The following is an 18952-nucleotide window of genomic DNA, read 5'->3' as shown; positions in this document are numbered from 1 at the left end:
GTCTCCACTCTCTCTTGATTCAATCGTTTAAAAACGACTGATGCTTAAAGCAGATCGATGATTTTTTCCATCTGCATGCCGCGTGACCCCTTAAACAGGATGGTGTCCCCCGGTTCCAGGATTTTATGCAGGTAAGCGGCTGCTTCTTCATGCGAATCCGCGCGAAAAACATCATGGATGCCGCCTTCTTCGGCACCGTCCGCGATGAACGCTCCCATCTGACCGCGCGTGACTACAGCTGCAAAATTATGCTCCGCAAGTTCGCGTCCGACTTCGCGGTGGGCTTCTTCCGAAACGCTGCCAAGCTCGAGCATATCGCCCATAACTGCGATCTTACGTCCTTTCGTGAGTTCCGAAAGTGTCTCAATGGCCGCTTTCATCGACATTGGGCTGGCATTATAAGCATCGTTGATTACATGGTAATGTTTGACGTCCTGTACTTCAAAGCGCATTTTCGTCGCTTTGAGATTGCGCAGGCCGGAAGCTGCTTCAGCCGGCGTCAGGCCAAGGGCAAAGCCAGCGGCAATGGCAGCCAGTGCATTGTAGACATTATGACGGCCAACCATGGCAAACGTGAATGTCTGCTGGCGTCCCTTCCAGTCCAGCACGAACTTTGTCTCGTGCCCATCAACGGTCTCAATGGCTGAAGCCATGACATCTGCCTCATTTTCGATGCCAAACGTCAGGACGCGCACGCCCTCTTTGGCTTTTTTGCGCATGGCCGCCACATAGGGATTGTCCGCATTGAGGATGACTGCGCCGCCGGCATGAATGGCTTCGACCATTTCCGACTTGGCACGTGCGATATTCTCAATGGATCCCAAAAGCTCCATGTGCGTTTCACCGACATTCGTGACAATGCCGACGGACGGTGCGGCAATGGGCGCCATGGCCTCAATCTGATGCAGGCCGCGCATGCCAATCTCGACGACAGCTGCCGTATGCTCTTTGCGCATGCCCAGGAGCGTCAGCGGCAGGCCGATCTCGTTATTGTAATTGGCCTGTGTCTTGAGTACAGGACCGCGGGCCGAAAGCACCGCCGCCGTAAGATCTTTGGTCGTGGTTTTGCCATTCGAGCCCGTGATGGCAACCACGGGGATATCGAAGCGCATGCGCCACGCATGGGCAAGTTCCTGATAAGCCTTGAGCGTATCCGGAACAATCAGCACCGTGGCCTTGAGGCCGGCGAGCTGCGCCTTTGGGCAGGCTTCGCTGACCATGACTCCGTTCGCGCCCTTTTCGACGGCCTCGCGCACAAAATCCTCACCATTGAAACGTTCGCCTTTAAACGCCAGAAACAGCACCCCCGGCGTGATCTTGCGCGTATCCGTTACGATATCCGTGAATTCCTCATGTTCGATCCGGTAGAGCTGTGCTCCCGTTGCTTCGCGGACCTCATCAAGCGTAAATGCTGGCATCAGTTTGCTCCCTTCTCCAACTCTGCTTGCCTCTGCAAGATTTCCCGTAAATCCCGTCTTATTTCTTGGCGAGCTTGGCAGCCACAGCTGCACGGGCTTCTTCTTTATCATCAAAATGAATGGTCTTATCCTTAAGGATCTGGTAGTTCTCATGGCCTTTGCCGAGAATGACGACGATATCGTCTTTTTCAGCCAGCTCAATGGCGCGGTAAATGGCCTCGCGGCGGTCTGTGATCTTCTCGTGGTGTTTTTTGCCGCCCGACTCTTTGAGTCCTTCCTTGACGCCTTCCTCTACCTGCGAAAGGATGAATTCCGGATCCTCCGTACGCGGATTGTCCGAGGTCGCGATGACGACATCTGCGAGCTCCGCTGCGAGTCTGCCCATAATCGGACGCTTTGTGCGGTCGCGATCGCCGCCGCAGCCAAAGACCGCGATGATGCGCTTCTTGGCAATTTTGCGCGCCGTTTTGAGGACATTCTCGACGCCATCCGGCGTATGAGCGTAATCCACAATGATGGAGAAATCCTGACCGGCCTTGACGAGCTCAAAACGGCCCGGCACAGCCGTGAAATGTTCAAGAGCTTCCTTAATGAACTTGGCATCGATGTGCTCAGCAAGAGCAGCACCGACGGCGCTCATGACATTATAGACATTGAAAATGCCCGTGATATGGAGCTTCAGCGGCATCCTGCCGAAGCTCTTATGATTGAGCACAAACTCTGCACCATTGGCATGAACGAGGATATCCGTGGCGCGCAGATCGGCTTCTTTTTCAATGGCATACGTCAGATGCTGGCATTTCGCATGCTCGAGCATCGTCGTGCTGGCCGCATCGTCGATATTGATGACGGCTGTCTTGCCTTCCTTGACGCCGGCTTCCGAAACATGGTCAAAGAGTTTGGCCTTTGCCAGCTTGTAATTTTCGAGGGTCTTATGATAATCGAGATGGTCCTGCGTGAGATTCGTGAAGACCGCTGTATCGAATTCAATGCCCGCCACGCGGTTCTGGTCGAGTGCGTGGGAAGAAACTTCCATGACCACATAATCCATGCCGGCATCGCGCATCATCGCGAGCGTATGCTGCAGCTCGACGACATCCGGCGTCGTATTATGGATGGGCAGCACCTCATCCTCAATCATGATCTGGATGGTGCCGATAAGGCCGACCTTAAAGCCAGCGCGGCGCAGGATGGCGCGCGTGATATAGCTCGTCGTCGTCTTGCCGTTTGTCCCCGTGATGCCGATCACGCGCATCCTGCGGGCCGGATAATCGTGAAAAAACGGGACAATTGTGTCAAGGGCCGGCTGCAGGTCTTTCACGCGCAGGATGGCAATTCCCTCCGGCACTTCGACATCTTCGCGCGTCGTCACGATAGCGCTGGCACCAGCCTTGACGGCCTGTGGAATGAATTTATGACCATCGACATGAACACCGGGTATGCAGACAAAAAGGGTACCCTGCTGAACCTTGCGGGAATCGTGTTCAATCCCCGTGATGACCGTGTTTTTATCACCGATTACGACAGCATCTTCTAAAAGAGCTGCCAGCTGACCGATTGTTTTCATCTTATTTCCTCCTCAGAGTCCCGCATTTTCTTATTCTAATGACTGCGGGCCGTAATTTATTATAAACCGTATCCATGCGCCGCGCAAACACAAAAGAAGCTGCGCACTTTTCTTTGTGTTTGCAGCCTCTTTCCAAAAGGCCTCACGGCCTGTTTCCTTCATAAATTTATAAACACATCCGCATCATTTGCTCTCATGAGCAAAATACGTTTTCTTCGGCACCTGCATGTTGAGCTGACTTTCCGCGATGGACTTGATGCGTTCCGGATTCTTGAGTTTGGCAATATCGACGTTGAGACGTTCGTTCTCCTGCTCAATCTGCTGTGCCTCGTTCTGCGTTTCGACCAGCGTATAGCCGCGGCTCGCACTGATGCCGCTGCCAATGGTCACAAGCATGGCCAAAAAAGCCGTGACAATAAACAAAATCTGGAAATGGGAACGCAGAGACGTATTGAGCACGCGGCGGACGAGCGGCTCTTCTGAAACGGTATGCCTTGTTTTCAGGCCATCGCGTTCCTCTGCAGCATGATATGTTTCTTCCTGTCTTTCCTGTCTGGCCAGCATCAGCGCTCCTCCTTTCCATCTCTAAAATCTCCGCTGTCTGCATCGTCAGTCTGTGCAGCCGGCAGTTTCTCCGCGATGCGCAGCTTCGCGCTCTTGGAACGTGAATTATGTGCAAGCTCAGCGGCTGTCGCCTGTTTTGGTTTGCCGAGCAGCCGGATTTCCGGCTTATGATGGCAGACACAGACAGGCAGTTCCGGCGGGCAGATGCAGCCGCGCGCCATTTCCTTGAGCGTTTTCTTAGCGATGCGGTCCTCAAGCGAATGGAAGGTGATGATGGCAATGCGCCCGCCCGGCTTTAAATGATGTACTGCCGTTTTAAAGGCATTTTCAAGGATGCCGAGCTCATCGTTGACTTCAATGCGGATAGCCTGAAAAATGCGCTTGGCAGGGTGGCCATTGGCCGCCTGACGTACAGCCTTCGGCACAGCCTTGCAGATAATATCGACCAGTTCCCCCGTCGTCTCAATCGGCCCGTTTTCCCGCGCCTTGACAATGAACTGCGCAATGCGTCTGCCCCAGCGTTCCTCTCCATAATCGTGAAAAATCCGGTCAAGCTCTTTTTCGCTGTACGTATTGACGACATCATAAGCCGAAAACCTGGCCTCAGGGTCCATGCGCATATCGAGCGGGGCATCGTGCATGTACGAAAAACCACGTTCCGCCGTATCAATCTGATGAGACGAGACACCGAGGTCAAAAACTACACCATCCACGAGCGGCGCATGCTCCGCTTTCAGGATCTCTTCGAGATGGGAGAAGTTGCTGTGCACAATATCAACATGGCATTTGACATCCTTGAGCCGCTCCTTGGCAGCCTCGATGGCCTCCTCGTCCTGGTCAATGCCGATGATGCGTCCTTCCGGCGATAAAAGTTCTGCAATGCGATGGGAATGGCCAGCGCCGCCTAAGGTGCAGTCAACATAGATCCCTTCTTTATTTGTCACGAGACCCTTGACTGTCTCCTCCAGCATGACGCTGATATGATGAAACTCCACGTTTCCTGCCCCCATCTTACTATCTCAATAATTCATATACTCTCTATGCCTGCTCATGTGCACGTACTTATATGCCAAGCTGGGAAAGCGACGCCGCAATCGCTGCCACGTCAGGTTCCACTTCATTCGTATACGCAAGCCATTGTTCCTTGCTCCAGACCTCGATGCGATTGTCCGCACCGGCTAAGATGACATTCTGACGCAGTGCGATGTCCGCATAATTCCGAAGATTTGCCGGCACGAGGAACCGCCCCTGCTTATCGCATTCCAGCGTCCGTGCACCTGAGAAGAAAAAGCGCACAAGAGCCCTTGCCTCCGGCCTGGCAAGCGGCAGGGCGCGAAGCTTGGCCGCCAATTCTTCCCATGCCTGCTGTCCATAAAGGAACAAGCATTTATCAAGGCCTTTTGTGATGACGAAAGAGACACCGAGCTCCTGACGAAAATCAGCCGGCAGGATGATGCGCCCTTTCGCATCAATCGCATGGGAATACTCTCCCATAAACATCCTGCTGCACCGCCTTTCCCTAAGAGCCACTTTTCCCCATAATTCACCACTCTATCTATTCTTTTTTATAGCAGATATTTCCTGCTTTGGCAAGCGGAAATTCATTATTCTATAGAAAAAAGCCTTTTCCTGCGTTTTTTTGACAGGAAAAGGCCCTTTTGACGGATATTGCTCAATGTTTTGTCCAGCCAAAATTGGCAAAGACCGGCGTATAATGGATGCGTTCGACAAAATCCTTATTCGTCTGCTCCGTGTGGAAAATCGGCACGCGCTCCAGCGCGTAGATATTGCTCTTGCGGCTGACACCTCCGTACTTGATCGTGAACGCTGCTTTGTAGCCGGCTTCGCGCACGAGCTGGGCAATGTGCAGATTATAGGTACCCGTGGGGTAAGCCATGTACTTGACTTCGTGACCGAGCTCGGCCTCCGCTTTCTTCTTAGATTCCACGAGTTCTGCACGCAGCTGATCGTTCGTAAGGTCTGTCATGGACTTATGGTCAACCGTATGCGAAGCCACGGTCATGCCATTTTTCTCCATTTCGCGGCATTCGTCCCAGGTCAGATAGCCCTTGCGCGTGCCGACAAAACTCGTGACAACAAAGACCGTGCCTTTAAGCCCATATTTCCTGAGAATGGGATACGCATTGTCATAGTTGTCCTGATAGCCATCGTCAAATGTTATGAGCACAGGATTTTCAGGCAGCGTGCCGTTTCCCTCCAGCGCAGAATAAAGCTCATCCGGCGTGATGGCATGATAATTGTGTTCCTTCAAATAGCGCATCTGCCAGTCAAAGTCTGCCGGTGCCACAGCAAGTGACAAAAATTCATCACTGACTTTATGATAATTGAGCACGAGGATCTGCGGACCTGACTCCGTACTGTCTGCGGCAGTGCTGCCTGCCGCCATTTCTGCCTGATGCAGATGAGCAGGCAGAAGGCACAAACCTGTTAAAAACAGTACGATTGTCAAAAAAGCCAGTCCGACGATATGACGTGATCGCTTCATTTCAAAAAAACTCCTTAATATATGGTAGAAATTCACACGACGCTGACTCGATTATAGCACAGAATCCATACCTTGCGAAAATTTTTCTCAGATATTCTCAGCCGGATCTGTGAGCTGACGTATTGTCTTTTTGACTGGAAGTGTGTTATAATTCCTGTGATGGTTCGAAATATACCCCATCCACGTATCTGTGATGCATATCACAGACGTAACAAGCAAATGATTCTTTACTTTTAATTTCCTATAGGAGGATTTTTATCATGGCAATCACGAAAGATATGAGTATTCTCGAAGTTGTTCAGCAGTATCCGGATACGGTTGATGTATTCATCAATGCCGGCATGGGATGCCTCGGCTGTGCTGCCGCTCATTTCGAGAACATCGAGCAGGGCGCTATGGCCCATGGCATCGACGTTGACCAGCTCGTCAAAGACCTCAATACGGTCATCGGTGCTTAATCACATCCCTGAAATAGAAAAACCACGCCTCTTTTGGCGTGGTTTTTTTGTTGACAATTTTGCCCGGATACAGTATGATATTCTTATAAAATAAAACATACTAAACATATATACTTTTAATTATTATTATAGAATACGATCAGGCTGCTGCAAGCTGGCACTGCCCCTTGTGGCAGCCTCTTTTCTTATTTTAAAATATAGTATTTCACTATGTATACTAATATTATTTTATCCTATTTCAAGAGGTGGTTTGATGAAGCCCGACAAGAAAAAATACCTATTTCTGTGCATGAGCATCCTGATATTTGCCATGCTGCTGACTGCCGGCTGCGGCAAAGACAGCACCGCACCCCGCGCGGCCGATCAAGACGGTATCCGCACCGTCCGCGTCGCCTATCTGCCCATTACGCATGCACTGCCTCTTTTTGAAGCAACCGAGCAGGAACTCGCGGATGGCAGCAAAGTCCGCATTGAGCTCGTCAAATACAGTTCGTGGCCGGAACTCATGGATGCCTTGAACACGGGCAAAGTCGATGCCGCTTCTGTGCTCGTCGAACTTGCTATCAAAGCGCGCGAACAGGGCATCAATGTCAAGGCAGCAGCACTTTCCCACCGCGAAGGCAATATCATCGTCGCGGGCAATGACATCCATTCTGTGGAAGATCTGCGCGGCAAGATTTTTGCCATTCCGCATAAGCAGTCCTCCCAGAAGCTCCTGCTCGACCAGATGCTCAAGAATCACGGCATGACCGAAGACGATCTCACGGTCGTTGAGATGACGCCGCCGGAAATGCCTTCCGGCCTTGCACAGGGCCAGATTTCTGCTTACAGCGTTGCGGAACCTTTTGGTGCAAAATCCGTCGTACTCGGCACTGGCCACATCCTTGAGGACACTCACGAACTCTGGCCTGACAACGTCTGCTGTGCACTCGTCTTCAATGGCGATTTTCTCACCAATAATCACGACCTCGCCAAGAGCGTCGTCGCCGATTACGTCAAAGCCGGCGCTTACCTCGATGCCCATCCGGATGAAGAAAAACCTCTCTCCCTGCGTTATCTCAAGGCCACGGGCAAAGTATTGGACCAGTCCCTGCAGTTCATCTCGTATTCGAATCTCGCCATTACGAAAGACTCCTATGAAGATCTGCTCCAGCGCATGAATGAAGCCAAGCTCATCAAAAAGGCACCTTCTTATGAGGACTTCGTCGATACGACGCTGCTGCCGTAATATTCTATCCATCATAAGCACAAGGGAAAGGTTGTATCGCAATGAAATTGAACTCATTAAACGCATTGAAACAAGGCCAGCACATCATCGGCGCCCTGATTGTCGTACTCATCGTCTGGCAGGGCATGGTCCTCTTTGGCGGCTGGAATCAGGCCTTATTTCCTTCGCCATGGCAGACCATCAAGGGTTTTGAAGAACTTCTCGCCGACGGCACACTGCAGCGCGATATCTTCGACAGCCTGCGCCGTTTCTTCATCGGCTATATCAGCTCCGTCATCATTGCCATGGCGCTTGGCCTCGTACTTGGCTGGTATCAAAAGGTCTGGGCTTACCTGAATCCCATTGCCCAGGTCTTAAGGCCGGTTTCGCCGACAGCCTGGCTGCCGTTTATCGTCCTGTTCTTCGGCATCGGTGAAATGCCGGCTCTCGTCATTATCTTCATTGCCGCTTTTTTTCCTGTGCTCCTGTCCACGGTTTCTGCTGTTGCCACAATTGAGCCGGTTTACTTAAAGGTCGCGCAGAATTTCGGCATTCGGCAGCCGCAGCTTTTGACTAAGATCATCCTGCCCGCTATTTTCCCGCGCATTGCCAACGGCATCCACCTCGCCCTTGGCACGGCCTGGGTCTTCCTTGTCGCCGGTGAGATGGTCGGCGCCCAGTCGGGCCTTGGCTTCCTGATCATGGACGCGCGCAACAATCTGCGCGCCGATATGCTGATGGCTGCCATCATTACAATTGGCGTACTCGGCCTGATTCTTGACACAATCGTAAAGATGCTTGAAAGCCGTATTTATAAAATCTGGGGCATTCACGAAAGGAAGGACTAAAGATGAGCTATATATCGATCCGCGACGTATCTCGCGAATATCCGGACGCCAATGGCACAGGTGTTTTCACTGCCCTGAACCGCGTCAGCCTCGACATTGAAAAAGGGGAATTTATCTGTCTCTTAGGCCCCTCCGGCTGCGGCAAAAGCACGCTTTTATCGATGCTCGCAGGCTTCGATAAGCCAAGCTTCGGCGACATTCTCATCGATGGCAAAAAAGTCAGGGAACCCAGCATCAAGAACATCACGATTTTCCAGAATTACGGTCTGCTGCCCTGGCGTACCGTCGAGAAAAATGTGGAACTCGGTCTCGAGACACTGAAAGTGCCGGAAGCGCAGCGTCAGGAAATCGCCATGAAGTATTTAAAGATCGTCGGCCTCGAAGATTTTGCTGAGCGCCATCCTGCGCAGCTTTCCGGCGGCCAGCAGCAGCGCGTCGCCATCGCCCGCGCACTCGCCGTGGACCCCGATATCATCTTTATGGACGAGCCCTTTGCGGCCCTCGACGCCCTGACGCGCATCAGCCTGCAGGACGAGATCTCTTCCATCTGCCGCGATCAGCATAAGACCATCATCTTCGTCACCCATGATATTGACGAGGCTGTTGTGCTCGCAGACCGCATCGTCGTCATGACGCCGAATCCGGGCAAAATCAAGACCATCATCCCCGTACACCTCTCCATGAATCTGCGCAAAGACCGCACAAGCGATGATTTCCTGCTCGTACGCGACAAAGTCTTCGCTGCCTTCTCACTGAAGCCGGAAGACCATACCGAGTATTATCTTTAATCGCTTTTCCTGCAACTCTATAAGATTACAAAAAAGTCCGCTCCGGCAGCAAACCGAAGCGGACTTTTTATATTTCCTTATGACATCTTAGAGAGACGCAAGCAGCTCTTTGACTTTTTCAAGGTAGTCCGCACGCGTGAAGTTATAGACTTCACCCGTCTTGCGGACCTTGACCTCGATGACGTCTTCGTCAACGGCCTTCGGGCCGATTGTCACGCGGACCGGATAACCGATGAGGTCGCAGTCCTTAAACTTGACGCCGGCGCGTTCTTTGCGGTCGTCGAGCAGAACATCGAGACCTGCTTTGCGGCATTCTTCATAAATGCCCTCAGCATAGGCGAGCTGTTCTTCCTTCTTGGCATTGACCGCAACGATGACGACTTCAAACGGAGCAATGGCACGCGGCCAGACGATGCCCTGTTCGTCATTGTTCTGTTCGATGGCAGCGGCCATCGTGCGGCCGACGCCAATGCCATAGCTGCCCATCATAAGAGGCTGCTCCTTGCCATTTTCATCAAGGAATGTCGCCCCCATGGCCTTGCTGTACTTCGTGCCGAGTGTAAAGACCTGGCCGGCCTCAATGCCGCGCGTCATCTTCATCGGTGCGCCGCAGTGCGGGCACGGGTCGCCCTCTTTGACCATGCGCAGATCCGTGACAACGATGCTTTCCTTATCAAAGTCGCGCTGCGGATTGACATTTTTGTAGTGAACGTCGGTCTCATTGGCACCCGTGACAGCATTGTGCATGTTCATGACCGAAGCATCGACGAGCACATGCGTGCCCTTCTTGATGCCGATGGGGCCCATGAAGCCCGGGCAGCCGCCCGCGGCTCTGATAGCTTCTTCGTCGGCCATGCGCAGGTCAAGAGCATCCTCTATATGATTGATAACCTTGATCTCATTGACATCGTGATCGCCGCGGATGAAGACAAGTACGAGCTCGTCCTTGTCTGTCTGGTAAGCGACGGCCTTGATGGTCTTGTCAGCCGGAACCTTAAGGAAATCGCAAAGGCTTTCAATCGTGCTCGTGCCGGGCGTAGCGATTTTTTCAAGCGGCAGCTCCTCTTCCGGTACCTCGGCAATCGGCTTGAGCTCTGCCTTTTCGTCGCTGGCTGCATAGTCGCATTTCGTGCAGACGGCAATATTCGACTCACCGGCATCGGCAAGCACCGTGAATTCGTGGGAATGGCCGCCGCCGATGGCGCCGTTGTCGGCCTCGACCGGACGGAACTCGAGTCCCATGCGCGTGAAGATTTTCGTATAAGCATCGTACATCTTCTTGTAGGATTCGTTCATGCCCTCAACATCCTTATCAAAGGAGTAAAGATCCTTCATGATGAATTCGCGGCTGCGCATCAGGCCGAAACGCGGACGGCGCTCATCGCGGAATTTATCCTGAATCTGATAGAGCATCAACGGCAGCTGCTTGTAGGAACGGACTTCATCGCGTACGAGAGCCGTCATCATTTCCTCATGCGTCGGACCAAGGCAGAACTCGCGGCCATGACGGTCCTTGATACGCATCATTTCGTCGCCATAGACACTCCAGCGGCCGCTCTCCTGCCAAAATTCTGCCGGCTGCAGAATTGGCATCATGATTTCCTGACCGCCGGCAGCGTCCATTTCCTCACGGATGATCTGCTCGATTTTGCGGATGGTGCGCCAGGCGAGCGGCAGGAACGTATACATGCCGCCGGCCGATTTGCGGATCATGCCGGCACGGTACATGAGCTGGTGGCTGACGATTTCAGCTTCAGCCGGCGTATTTCTAAGGGTTGGTGCATAAAGATTACTTGCTCTCATGAGATTTGCGTTCCTCCAATATTTGATCGATTTCCTTGAATAATTCCTCGACGAGGTCTGCTTCCGGAACCTTGCGGACGATTTCGCCCTTGCGGAAAATCAGCCCCTCGCCATTGCCGCCCGCGATACCGACATCGGCGCCGCGCGCTTCGCCCGGACCATTGACGACGCAGCCCATGACGGCAACTTCGATGGGCTCTGTCAGTCCCGCGAGCTTTTTCTCGACTTTTTCAGCGATGGCCGGCAGGTCGATGCTCGTGCGGCCGCAGGTTGGGCAGGCCACGAGCGTCGGACCGTATTCCTTGAGGCCTAAAGACTTCAAAATCTCGTTGGCCACGCGGACCTCGACGACGGGGTCGCCCGTCAGCGAGATGCGGAATGTATCGCCGATGCCCTCGGCGAGCAATGCCCCGATGCCTACTGCCGACTTGATGATGCCCGTGTTGACCGTGCCGGCCTCCGTAATGCCGAGGTGCAGCGGATAGTCAACGGTCTGGCTCATCAGGCGGTAAGCCGCAATCGTCAAGGGTACATCGTGGGCCTTGAGCGAAATCTTCATGTCATGGAAGTCAATGGCCTCTAAAATACGTACATGCTCCATGGCCGACTCTACAAGAGCCTCCGGCGTGACGCCGCCGTATTTTTTGAGGATTTTCTTGTCGAGCGAACCGGCATTGACGCCGATGCGGATGGGGATATGGGCTTCTTTCGCCGCCTTGACTACGGCTTTGACCTTTTCCTCACCGCCGATATTGCCGGGGTTCAGGCGCAGGGCATCGATGCCCTGCTTGATAGCCTCAAGGGCCAGTTTGTAGTCAAAGTGGATATCCGCGACGAGCGGCACATTGACCTGACGGATGATATTGCCCAAGTTCTTAGCTGCAGCCATATCCGGTACGGCGAGGCGCACGATATCACAGCCCGCAGCCTGCAGGGCGCGGATCTGCGCGACCGTTGCCTCAGTATCCGTCGTCTTCGTATTAGTCATCGACTGCACGGAAATCGGCGCACCGCCGCCAATGGCTACCTTGCCGATGTGAATCTGGCGCGTCGGACGGCGTCGTTTTAAATCGTACAAATGGGACACTTCCCTTCTATATTATTCATAAGATGCTTCCATCAGCCGCCAAACAGCACGCGGACGATATCGTTCTTCGTCGCGAGAATCATCAGGAGCAGCAGCAGGATGATGCCCACATTCTGCGTGTAGCGCAGGGCTGCGGGGCTCAGCGGTTTGCCGCGCACGGCCTCGACGCAGAGCGTCAGGAAGTGGCCGCCATCGAGTGCCGGAATCGGGAACAGGTTGACAATGCCGAGGTTCAAACTCAGGAAAGCTGCAAAATTCAAAAGCGGTACAAAGCCCATCTGGGCCACCTCGCCTGCCATCTGCGCCACGCCAATCGGCCCGGCAAGTTCTGCCCCCGAAAGCTCGAGAATGATTTTATAGAGGGCATCGACCATCATGTAAAGGATGGCGCCTGTCTTCTGCACAGCAAGAGAAGCCGACTCGACAAGTCCCGGATAACGCGTATTGACAGAGCCCATGACGCCGACCATCGCGCGCTTCGTGCTGCTGTCATAGGTTGGGGTGACCTCTGCATCAAATGTTGCCTCGCCGCGCTGGATTGTAAGGTCGACAGGATTTCCCGTATTGTCCTTGACTCCGTCGACAAATTCCGACCAGCTCGAGATAGGCTGGCCATCGATGGCCAGCACGCGGTCGCCATTTTGCAGCCCCGCTTCTGCTGCCGGCTTGCCGGCCAGCACCGTCCCTAAAATCGGTTCAGGATTCGGCGTGCTGACCCCGGCAAAAAAGAAGATGCCGAAAAACAGGATGAGCGGCAGAATAAAATTCATGATGGAGCCCGCGAGAATCACGATCATGCGCGAGCCAACCGGCTTTTCGCAGTAGCCGCGGCTGCCCGCATCGTTATTTTCTGGGTCCATGCCCGCAATATCATTAAAGCCGCCGAGCGGAATCGCACGAATCGAGTAAACCGTCTCGCCATGCTGAAAGCTCACGAGTTTTGGTCCAAAGCCAATTGCGAATTCATCGACGCGCATGCCCGTCATCTTGGCCGTCACGAAATGGCCAAGTTCATGCACGAGCACAAGCAGGCCAAAGACAAAGATGGCCGCCGCTATTGTCAGTACCATAAGTTCACCGTCCTCATTTCTTTATTCAGGTATTCCGGATATCAGCGCGCAATTTTCGCCAGCAGGGAACCGGCATAGTCACGCGCCCACTGATCTTCGGCAAAAAGTTCTTCCAAGGTCGGAGAAAGCACACATGCGCGCTTCATCATCGTCTCCTCGATGATATCGTAGATATCGAGGAAATGAATCTGCCCTTTGAGGAAGGCACTGACCGCCACTTCATTGGCCGCATTGAACACGCAGGGCATCGAGCCGCCCATCCTGCCTGCCTCATAGGCAAAGCGCAGTCCCTTAAACGTCTCCGTATCCGGTTTTTCAAACGTCAGGTCCTTGAGTTTCCAGAAGTCAAGGCGTTCAAAATTTGACGGCTGGCGCGTCGGATACGTCAGCGCGTACTGGATTGGCAGCTTCATATCAGGACAGCCGAGCTGCGCGATGACGGAACCATCGACAAACTCAACCATCGAATGAATGATGCTCTGCGGATGCACGACAACCTGAATTTGGTCGTAGCTGACGCCGTAAAGCCATTTTGCTTCAATAACTTCCAGCCCCTTATTGACGAGCGAGGCGGAGTCGACCGTGATTTTCTGTCCCATATTCCAAGTCGGATGTGCAAGGACCTGCGCTTTCGTTGCGCCGACGAGTTCCTCGCGCTTCCTGCCGCGGAACGGACCGCCCGAGCAGGTCAGCAGGAGTTTTTCAATCGTCTCGCGCTTCTCACCCTGCAGGCACTGGAAAAAGGCGCAGTGCTCACTGTCGACAGGCAGGATGGATACGCCCTGCTCCTGCGCGCGGCGCATAACAATCTCACCGGCCACGACAAGTGTCTCTTTATTCGCGAGAGCAATGTTCTTTTGGGCATCGAGGGCCTTCATCGTCGGCTCAAGACCGGCAAAGCCCATCATGGAAGTCACGACCGTATCGACATCCCCGTAAGCTGCTGCATCGATAAAGGCCTGGCGGCCGCCGGCGAGCTTCGTTCTGCCTGTATAGCGTTCTTTCAGACGCTTGTAGGCAGCTTCATCGGAGAGTACGGCGAGCTCCGGTTCGAATTCGCGAATCTGTTTTTCCAGGAGTTCATCGCTGGAGTTTGCCGCAAGTACGGAAATGTGAAAAAGCTCCGGATGAGAACGAACCACATCAAGTGTCTGCGTGCCAATGGAGCCGGTCGAGCCTAAGACTGCAATCTTTTTCATAAAAATCTTCCTCAAAACCTTCCTCACTTCAGGCCGATGCCCGAGATCAGCACGAAATAATAGACGAGCGGTGCCGTAAACAGCACACTGTCAAAGCGGTCCCAAACACCGCCGTGTCCCGGGATGATATTGCCGGAATCCTTGATGCCCGTATAGCGCTTGGCCACAGACTCCACGAGGTCGCCCAGTGTTGCCAGAAGAGAAATACAAAAACCGAGAACTGCCATCTCGATAACCGGCAGGGAGAAAAAGACACCGAGAGCTGCGACTGCAATCGTCGTGCCGACGACAGAACCAAGGAACCCCTCAATCGTCTTATTCGGGCTGATGGTCGGGCAGAGTTTATGACGGCCGATAGCCGATCCCGTGAAATACGCAAAGGTGTCACTGGCCCAGGTGCCGATGAACATGATCCAGATCATGGCACAGCCAAATTCAAAGGGGCCGAAGGACGTTGCGAGCTGCTGCTCCGGATAAAGGAAGCGCAGCATGACCATATGTGCAAACGGAAAACCGAGATACAGGATGCCAGCCACGGATGTGCAGGCGTCGACAAAGGAAACGCGGCCGTGCAGAAGGACGCTCTCCAAAAGGACGATCAGGACAATGCCCGTGCTGACTGCCATGGATTCTTCGGCATTGCCAAGCCACGCACAGCCCCAGAGCAGGAACAGCCCGATAATGCCCGTGAGGAACGTGACATTCATGCCTTTTTTATGGAAAGCACGCGCATATTCAAACCACGCAACGAGAGACAGCACCAAGGCAAACCCTGCAAAGAGTGCCCCGCCCATCTGAATGACAAGAGCAGCCAGGGCGATGCCGACTACTCCGGTGATGATTCTGGTAAACAAGAAAAACGCTCCTATCCTTATTTATTGGTGAGTCCGCCAAAGCGGCGGTCACGGCCGGCAAAGTCCACCATAGCGTCGACAAAGCACTTTGGCGTGAAATCCGGCCAATTGACATCGGTAAAGTAAAATTCTGCATAAGCAGACTGCCAGAGCAGAAAATTCGAAAGACGCTGGTCACCGCTCGTGCGAATGACGAGATCCACGGGCGGGTCTCCTGCCGTATCGAGCTCCTGTTCCATGGCCTCAGCATCGATGTCCTCAGCTGCAAATGTTCCGGCAGCGACTTTTTTCGCCAGTGACTGCGCTGCCCGCAGAAGTTCATCCTGACCGCCATAATTCGCTGCAACATTGAAACGGATGCCCGTATTATCCTTCATGAGAGCCTCTGCTTCGTTCATCTGACGCTGCAGGCCTTCCGGCATGCCTTCCCTGCGGCCGATAAAACGAATGCGCACGTTGTAATCGTTCATCTCTTCCAGTTCCTTGAGCAGATAATCGGAAAAGAGCTTCATGAGAAAATCGACTTCCGGGCGCGGCCGTTTCCAATTCTCAGTCGAAAAGGCATAGACCGTCAAGGCCTCGATGCGCAGGTCGATGGCAGCCTTCAGGATATTCTTGAGTGTCTTGACGCCAGCCTTATGACCGGCCGTGCGGATCATGCCGCGGCTCTGTGCCCAGCGTCCGTTGCCATCCATGATGATGGCAACATGGCGCGGCAGACGCTGCCAATTGATTCTATCATAGATCGGGTCCATGCCAGTGGGCTTTATGTCCTTTTCCTGTCTGGAACCGCCGAATATCTTTTTCCACATGTGGTAAGTCCTCCATCCTGAGGATATCATATCATGTACAAATAACGAAAAGCCCCTCTCAAAAATTCATAAGAGGGGCCGCTCATCATCCATCAGGGAGCTTCAATTGCGGATACCGGGCAGCCGGCAGCGCAAGCACCGCACTCAACGCATTTATCTGCATCGATTTCGTAGTGCTCTGCACCCTCGCTGATTGCCTCAACCGGGCAGGTAGCAGCGCAGGAACCGCAGGAAATACAATCGTCTGTAATCTTGTATGCCATATCATTTCGCCTCCTTTCCAAGCTTCCTCTGCTTTGCAGCAAGAGTCAGCAAGATTTTGCCGTTCGGAAGAAACTTTTCCCGTACGACATAGAGACAGGTTGTATCTGTCTTGAAAAAATCACGCGTAGGGCGTGTAATTTCTGTCGTCCACTGGCAGCCAGCTTCCTGCAGCATGTTCTCTGCTTCTGAAAGCGGCCTTGCCAATACGTCTGGAAAGTTCGGATTCATGTGAATCAGACTTCCATGACTTCTTTTTCTTTGACGGCCTTGGCATCATCGGCAAGCTTGACGTATTTGTCGACGAGCTTCTGCATGGATTCCTGACCGCGCTTCGACTCATCTTCCGTGATTTCTTTAGCCTTCTCCATCTTCTTGAAGGCTTCATTGCCATCGCGGCGGATGTTGCGCAGAGCGACTTTGGCCTCTTCCGTCTTCTTGTTGACCGTCTTGACGAGTTCCTGACGGCGTTCCTGCGTCAAAGCCGGGATGGAAAGGCGGATGACCGTGCCGTCCGAGTTCGGCGAAAGACCGAGGTCCGACTTCATGATGGCGACTTCGATATCATGAAGAATGGATTTTTCCCACGGCTGAATCGTAATCATACGCGGCTCCGGCACCGTGACCTTGGCAATCTGGTTGACAGGCGTCGGTGCACCGTAATAATCGACCATGACCTTGTCCAAAAGGGACGGCGTAGCACGGCCTGCACGCAGCGAAGCAAATTCATGCTTGAGCGCTTCGATGCTCTTTTTCATGCGGTCCTCATGGGACGCGAGAATATCTTTTACCATTATTCTTTTCCTCCTACCGTCGTGCCGATTTCCTCACCGAGTGCAGCGCGGACGATGTTCTCGTGATCATCGATATTGAAGACGAGAAGCGGAATCTTATTGTCCATGCAAAGGCTTGTAGCCGTCGTATCCATGACCTGCAGGCCCTTGTTGAGGATCTCGATATAAGTCAGCGAATCGAATTTCTTCGCATTGGCATTCTTGTTCGGATCGCTGTCATAGATGCCGTCCGTGCCTTTCTTGGCCATGAGGATGACATCGGCTTCGATTTCAGCAGCACGCAGGGCAGCCGTCGTATCCGTCGAGAAATACGGATTGCCCGTGCCGGCGCCGAAGATGACAACACGGCCTTTTTCCATATGGCGGATGGCCTTGCGGCGGATGTACGGCTCAGCGACCTGACGCATTTCGATGGCGGTCTGTACGCGCGTATCAACATCCTGCTTTTCAAGGGCATCCTGCAGGGCAAGTGCATTCATAACCGTAGCCATCATGCCCATGTAATCTGCCGTAGCACGGTCCATGCCCTTGGCAGAGCCAGCAAGACCGCGCCAGATATTACCGCCGCCAACAACGATGGCAACATCGACACCGCGTTCGCGGATTTTCTTGATCTGCTTGGCGATATCTTCGACAACAGCCGGATTGATACCAAAGCCCTGATCGCCAGCGAGCGATTCACCACTGAGTTTCAGGACAATGCGTTTATATTTTGCTGCTTCCAAAATACTTACCTCCATCTAAATATCACTGCATCTTTCTCTATTATAACCTTTAAAAAAAGAGAACACAATCCATTATGTGTTCTCTTTCTTTCCATTTTTACCCTGCGTTCCGGTAATTATTTCATCTGAGCAGCGACTTCAGCAGCGAAGTTCTCCTGCTTCTTCTCGATGCCTTCACCAAGCTGATAACGCGTGAAAGCCGTTACCTTGACATCGCCGAGGATATCGCTGATCGTCTTGTCGGAATCCTTGACGAAAATCTGTTCATTGAGGCAGACTTCTTTGTAGTACTTCTTGATGCGGCCATCCACGATGCGCTCGATGATCTTAGCCGGTTTGCCTTCTTCTTCAGCCTGCTTGCGGGCAACTTCCTTCTCATGCTCAACGACGTCAGCCGGAACACCCGTCTCATCGATAGCAATCGGATTTGCTGCAGCAATCTGCATAGCAACATCTTTGCCGAGCTCAGCGCTGCCGCCCGTCAGGTCAACGAGGACACCGATCTTGCCGCCCATGTGAATGTAGCTTGCGACACGGCCTTCCGTCTCATAGCAGGCGAAACGGCGCAGCGAAATCTTCTCGCCGATCGTAGCCGTAGCTTCCGTTACGAGGGAAGCTACCGTCTTGCCATCGATTTCGCTGTTATTAAGTGCATCGAGGTCAGCCGGTTTCGTGTCAGCGACGTGTTTTGCAATCTTTTCTGCCAGTGCACGGAACTGCTCATTGCCGGCAGCGAAATCCGTCTCGCAGTTGACTTCGACGAGAGCACCGACTTTTGCATCTTCGCTGATGTAAGCGACAACAGCGCCTTCTGCAGCGATGCGGCCAGCTTTCTTCGCAGCCTTGGCGATGCCCTTTTCACGGAGCCAGTCAATTGCCTTTGCCTTGTCGCCATCCGTAGCCGTCAGAGCTTTTTTGCAGTCCATCATGCCTGCGCCAGTGGTCTCGCGCAGCTCTTTTACCATTGCAGCCGTAATCTTTGCCATTGGTT

The 18952-nt window shown here is 53.2% G+C and carries 21 protein-coding genes; 4 read left to right on the top strand and 17 right to left on the bottom strand.

The window, feature by feature from the left end; genetic code table 11:
* Positions 1-44 precede the first annotated feature (44 nt).
* The 6 genes from ACI4OH_RS08400 to ACI4OH_RS08375 form a co-directional block, all read right to left on the bottom strand.
* Complete coding sequence (locus tag ACI4OH_RS08400; RefSeq protein WP_435722031.1) at positions 45-1418, bottom strand: UDP-N-acetylmuramoyl-tripeptide--D-alanyl-D-alanine ligase; 1374 nt, start codon at positions 1416-1418, stop codon at positions 45-47.
* 58 nt (positions 1419-1476) lie between these two features.
* The gene (locus ACI4OH_RS08395) at positions 1477-2985 is read right to left on the bottom strand and encodes a UDP-N-acetylmuramoyl-L-alanyl-D-glutamate--2,6-diaminopimelate ligase (RefSeq protein ID WP_432646498.1); all 1509 of its coding nucleotides are present in this window, start codon (positions 2983-2985) and stop codon (positions 1477-1479) included.
* Positions 2986-3168: 183 nt separating this feature from the next.
* On the bottom strand, positions 3169-3549 hold the full coding sequence (locus ACI4OH_RS08390; RefSeq protein WP_432646499.1) for a cell division protein FtsL: 381 nt from the start codon (positions 3547-3549) through the stop codon (positions 3169-3171).
* Positions 3549-4544: a 16S rRNA (cytosine(1402)-N(4))-methyltransferase RsmH gene (gene rsmH / locus ACI4OH_RS08385; RefSeq protein WP_435722032.1), complete on the bottom strand. Its 996-nt coding sequence runs from the start codon at positions 4542-4544 to the stop codon at positions 3549-3551. The genes ACI4OH_RS08390 and rsmH overlap by 1 nt, the downstream gene beginning before the upstream one ends.
* Positions 4545-4611: 67 nt before the next feature.
* Positions 4612-5049: a division/cell wall cluster transcriptional repressor MraZ gene (gene mraZ / locus ACI4OH_RS08380; RefSeq protein WP_432646501.1), complete on the bottom strand. Its 438-nt coding sequence runs from the start codon at positions 5047-5049 to the stop codon at positions 4612-4614.
* Positions 5050-5221: 172 nt separating this feature from the next.
* Positions 5222-6055 (bottom strand): polysaccharide deacetylase family protein, encoded by an 834-nt coding sequence (locus ACI4OH_RS08375; RefSeq protein ID WP_432646502.1) that lies wholly within the window; start codon positions 6053-6055, stop codon positions 5222-5224.
* A gap of 260 nt (positions 6056-6315) precedes the next feature.
* Here ACI4OH_RS08375 and ACI4OH_RS08370 point away from each other — a divergent pair, with 260 nt between their 5' ends.
* The 4 genes from ACI4OH_RS08370 (at position 6316) to ACI4OH_RS08355 (ending at position 9356) form a co-directional block, all read left to right on the top strand.
* Positions 6316-6513, top strand: a complete 198-nt coding sequence (locus ACI4OH_RS08370) for a DUF1858 domain-containing protein (RefSeq protein ID WP_432646503.1) — start codon at positions 6316-6318, stop codon at positions 6511-6513.
* Positions 6514-6766: 253 nt separating this feature from the next.
* Complete coding sequence (locus tag ACI4OH_RS08365; protein WP_435722033.1) at positions 6767-7741, top strand: ABC transporter substrate-binding protein; 975 nt, start codon at positions 6767-6769, stop codon at positions 7739-7741.
* A gap of 41 nt (positions 7742-7782) precedes the next feature.
* A complete protein-coding gene (locus ACI4OH_RS08360) occupies positions 7783-8568 on the top strand; it encodes an ABC transporter permease (RefSeq protein ID WP_435722034.1) in 786 nt (261 codons plus the stop codon).
* Positions 8569-8570: 2 nt separating this feature from the next.
* Entirely contained in the window at positions 8571-9356 is a 786-nt protein-coding gene (locus ACI4OH_RS08355) for an ABC transporter ATP-binding protein (RefSeq protein ID WP_432646506.1), read from the top strand.
* A gap of 87 nt (positions 9357-9443) precedes the next feature.
* Here the strand turns inward: ACI4OH_RS08355 and ACI4OH_RS08350 are convergent, their stop codons facing one another.
* From ACI4OH_RS08350 to tsf, 11 genes are all read right to left on the bottom strand, one after another.
* Complete coding sequence (locus tag ACI4OH_RS08350; RefSeq protein ID WP_435722035.1) at positions 9444-11159, bottom strand: proline--tRNA ligase; 1716 nt, start codon at positions 11157-11159, stop codon at positions 9444-9446.
* Positions 11146-12246, bottom strand: coding sequence for a flavodoxin-dependent (E)-4-hydroxy-3-methylbut-2-enyl-diphosphate synthase (gene ispG, locus ACI4OH_RS08345; RefSeq protein WP_439784583.1), 1101 nt, complete (start codon positions 12244-12246; stop codon positions 11146-11148). The genes ACI4OH_RS08350 and ispG overlap by 14 nt, the downstream gene beginning before the upstream one ends.
* Positions 12247-12278: 32 nt before the next feature.
* Positions 12279-13316, bottom strand: a complete 1038-nt coding sequence (gene rseP / locus ACI4OH_RS08340; protein ID WP_439784582.1) for an RIP metalloprotease RseP — start codon at positions 13314-13316, stop codon at positions 12279-12281.
* A 41-nt stretch (positions 13317-13357) separates the two neighbouring features.
* Positions 13358-14515: a 1-deoxy-D-xylulose-5-phosphate reductoisomerase gene (locus ACI4OH_RS08335; RefSeq protein WP_435722037.1), complete on the bottom strand. Its 1158-nt coding sequence runs from the start codon at positions 14513-14515 to the stop codon at positions 13358-13360.
* A 23-nt stretch (positions 14516-14538) separates the two neighbouring features.
* A complete protein-coding gene (locus ACI4OH_RS08330; protein ID WP_432646511.1) occupies positions 14539-15369 on the bottom strand; it encodes a phosphatidate cytidylyltransferase in 831 nt (276 codons plus the stop codon).
* A 17-nt stretch (positions 15370-15386) separates the two neighbouring features.
* Positions 15387-16181: an undecaprenyl pyrophosphate synthase gene (uppS, locus tag ACI4OH_RS08325; protein WP_432646512.1), complete on the bottom strand. Its 795-nt coding sequence runs from the start codon at positions 16179-16181 to the stop codon at positions 15387-15389.
* A gap of 92 nt (positions 16182-16273) precedes the next feature.
* Positions 16274-16444 carry a 4Fe-4S ferredoxin gene (gene fdxA, locus ACI4OH_RS08320; RefSeq protein ID WP_036378266.1) on the bottom strand — a complete coding sequence of 57 codons (171 nt, stop codon included), beginning with the start codon at positions 16442-16444 and terminating at the stop codon, positions 16274-16276.
* Position 16445: 1 nt separating this feature from the next.
* Complete coding sequence (locus ACI4OH_RS08315; RefSeq protein WP_435722038.1) at positions 16446-16673, bottom strand: RNA-3-phosphate cyclase; 228 nt, start codon at positions 16671-16673, stop codon at positions 16446-16448.
* Positions 16674-16678: 5 nt separating this feature from the next.
* Entirely contained in the window at positions 16679-17236 is a 558-nt protein-coding gene (gene frr, locus ACI4OH_RS08310) for a ribosome recycling factor (RefSeq protein WP_435722039.1), read from the bottom strand.
* Positions 17236-17976 (bottom strand): UMP kinase, encoded by a 741-nt coding sequence (pyrH, locus tag ACI4OH_RS08305; protein WP_432646514.1) that lies wholly within the window; start codon positions 17974-17976, stop codon positions 17236-17238. Before pyrH ends, frr begins: the two co-directional genes overlap by 1 nt.
* A 101-nt stretch (positions 17977-18077) precedes the next feature.
* Entirely contained in the window at positions 18078-18947 is an 870-nt protein-coding gene (gene tsf, locus ACI4OH_RS08300) for a translation elongation factor Ts (RefSeq protein WP_432646515.1), read from the bottom strand.
* Between the last annotated feature and the right edge of the window lie 5 nt (positions 18948-18952).

It is taken from the genome of Mitsuokella apri, assembly GCF_051886055.1.
Lineage (GTDB): Bacteria > Bacillota > Negativicutes > Selenomonadales > Selenomonadaceae > Mitsuokella.
This window is presented reverse-complemented; position numbering and strand designations above follow the sequence as displayed.

Excerpts from the sequence above, each read along its gene's own strand:
- ACI4OH_RS08400 (WP_435722031.1), bottom strand. The coding sequence starts at position 1,418 with ATGCCAGCATTTACGCTTGATGAGGTCCGCGAAGCAACGGGAGCACAG.
- ACI4OH_RS08395 (WP_432646498.1), bottom strand. The coding sequence starts at position 2,985 with ATGAAAACAATCGGTCAGCTGGCAGCTCTTTTAGAAGATGCTGTCGTA.
- ACI4OH_RS08390 (WP_432646499.1), bottom strand. The coding sequence starts at position 3,549 with ATGCTGGCCAGACAGGAAAGACAGGAAGAAACATATCATGCTGCAGAG.
- mraZ (WP_432646501.1), bottom strand. The coding sequence starts at position 5,049 with ATGTTTATGGGAGAGTATTCCCATGCGATTGATGCGAAAGGGCGCATC.
- ACI4OH_RS08375 (WP_432646502.1), bottom strand. The coding sequence starts at position 6,055 with ATGAAGCGATCACGTCATATCGTCGGACTGGCTTTTTTGACAATCGTA.
- ACI4OH_RS08370 (WP_432646503.1), top strand. The coding sequence starts at position 6,316 with ATGGCAATCACGAAAGATATGAGTATTCTCGAAGTTGTTCAGCAGTAT.
- ACI4OH_RS08365 (WP_435722033.1), top strand. The coding sequence starts at position 6,767 with ATGAAGCCCGACAAGAAAAAATACCTATTTCTGTGCATGAGCATCCTG.
- ACI4OH_RS08360 (WP_435722034.1), top strand. The coding sequence starts at position 7,783 with ATGAAATTGAACTCATTAAACGCATTGAAACAAGGCCAGCACATCATC.
- ACI4OH_RS08355 (WP_432646506.1), top strand. The coding sequence starts at position 8,571 with ATGAGCTATATATCGATCCGCGACGTATCTCGCGAATATCCGGACGCC.
- ACI4OH_RS08350 (WP_435722035.1), bottom strand. The coding sequence starts at position 11,159 with ATGAGAGCAAGTAATCTTTATGCACCAACCCTTAGAAATACGCCGGCT.
- rseP (WP_439784582.1), bottom strand. The coding sequence starts at position 13,316 with ATGGTACTGACAATAGCGGCGGCCATCTTTGTCTTTGGCCTGCTTGTG.
- ACI4OH_RS08335 (WP_435722037.1), bottom strand. The coding sequence starts at position 14,515 with ATGAAAAAGATTGCAGTCTTAGGCTCGACCGGCTCCATTGGCACGCAG.
- uppS (WP_432646512.1), bottom strand. The coding sequence starts at position 16,181 with ATGTGGAAAAAGATATTCGGCGGTTCCAGACAGGAAAAGGACATAAAG.
- fdxA (WP_036378266.1), bottom strand. The coding sequence starts at position 16,444 with ATGGCATACAAGATTACAGACGATTGTATTTCCTGCGGTTCCTGCGCT.
- ACI4OH_RS08315 (WP_435722038.1), bottom strand. The coding sequence starts at position 16,673 with ATGAATCCGAACTTTCCAGACGTATTGGCAAGGCCGCTTTCAGAAGCA.
- frr (WP_435722039.1), bottom strand. The coding sequence starts at position 17,236 with ATGGTAAAAGATATTCTCGCGTCCCATGAGGACCGCATGAAAAAGAGC.
- pyrH (WP_432646514.1), bottom strand. The coding sequence starts at position 17,976 with ATGGAGGTAAGTATTTTGGAAGCAGCAAAATATAAACGCATTGTCCTG.
- tsf (WP_432646515.1), bottom strand. The coding sequence starts at position 18,947 with ATGGCAAAGATTACGGCTGCAATGGTAAAAGAGCTGCGCGAGACCACT.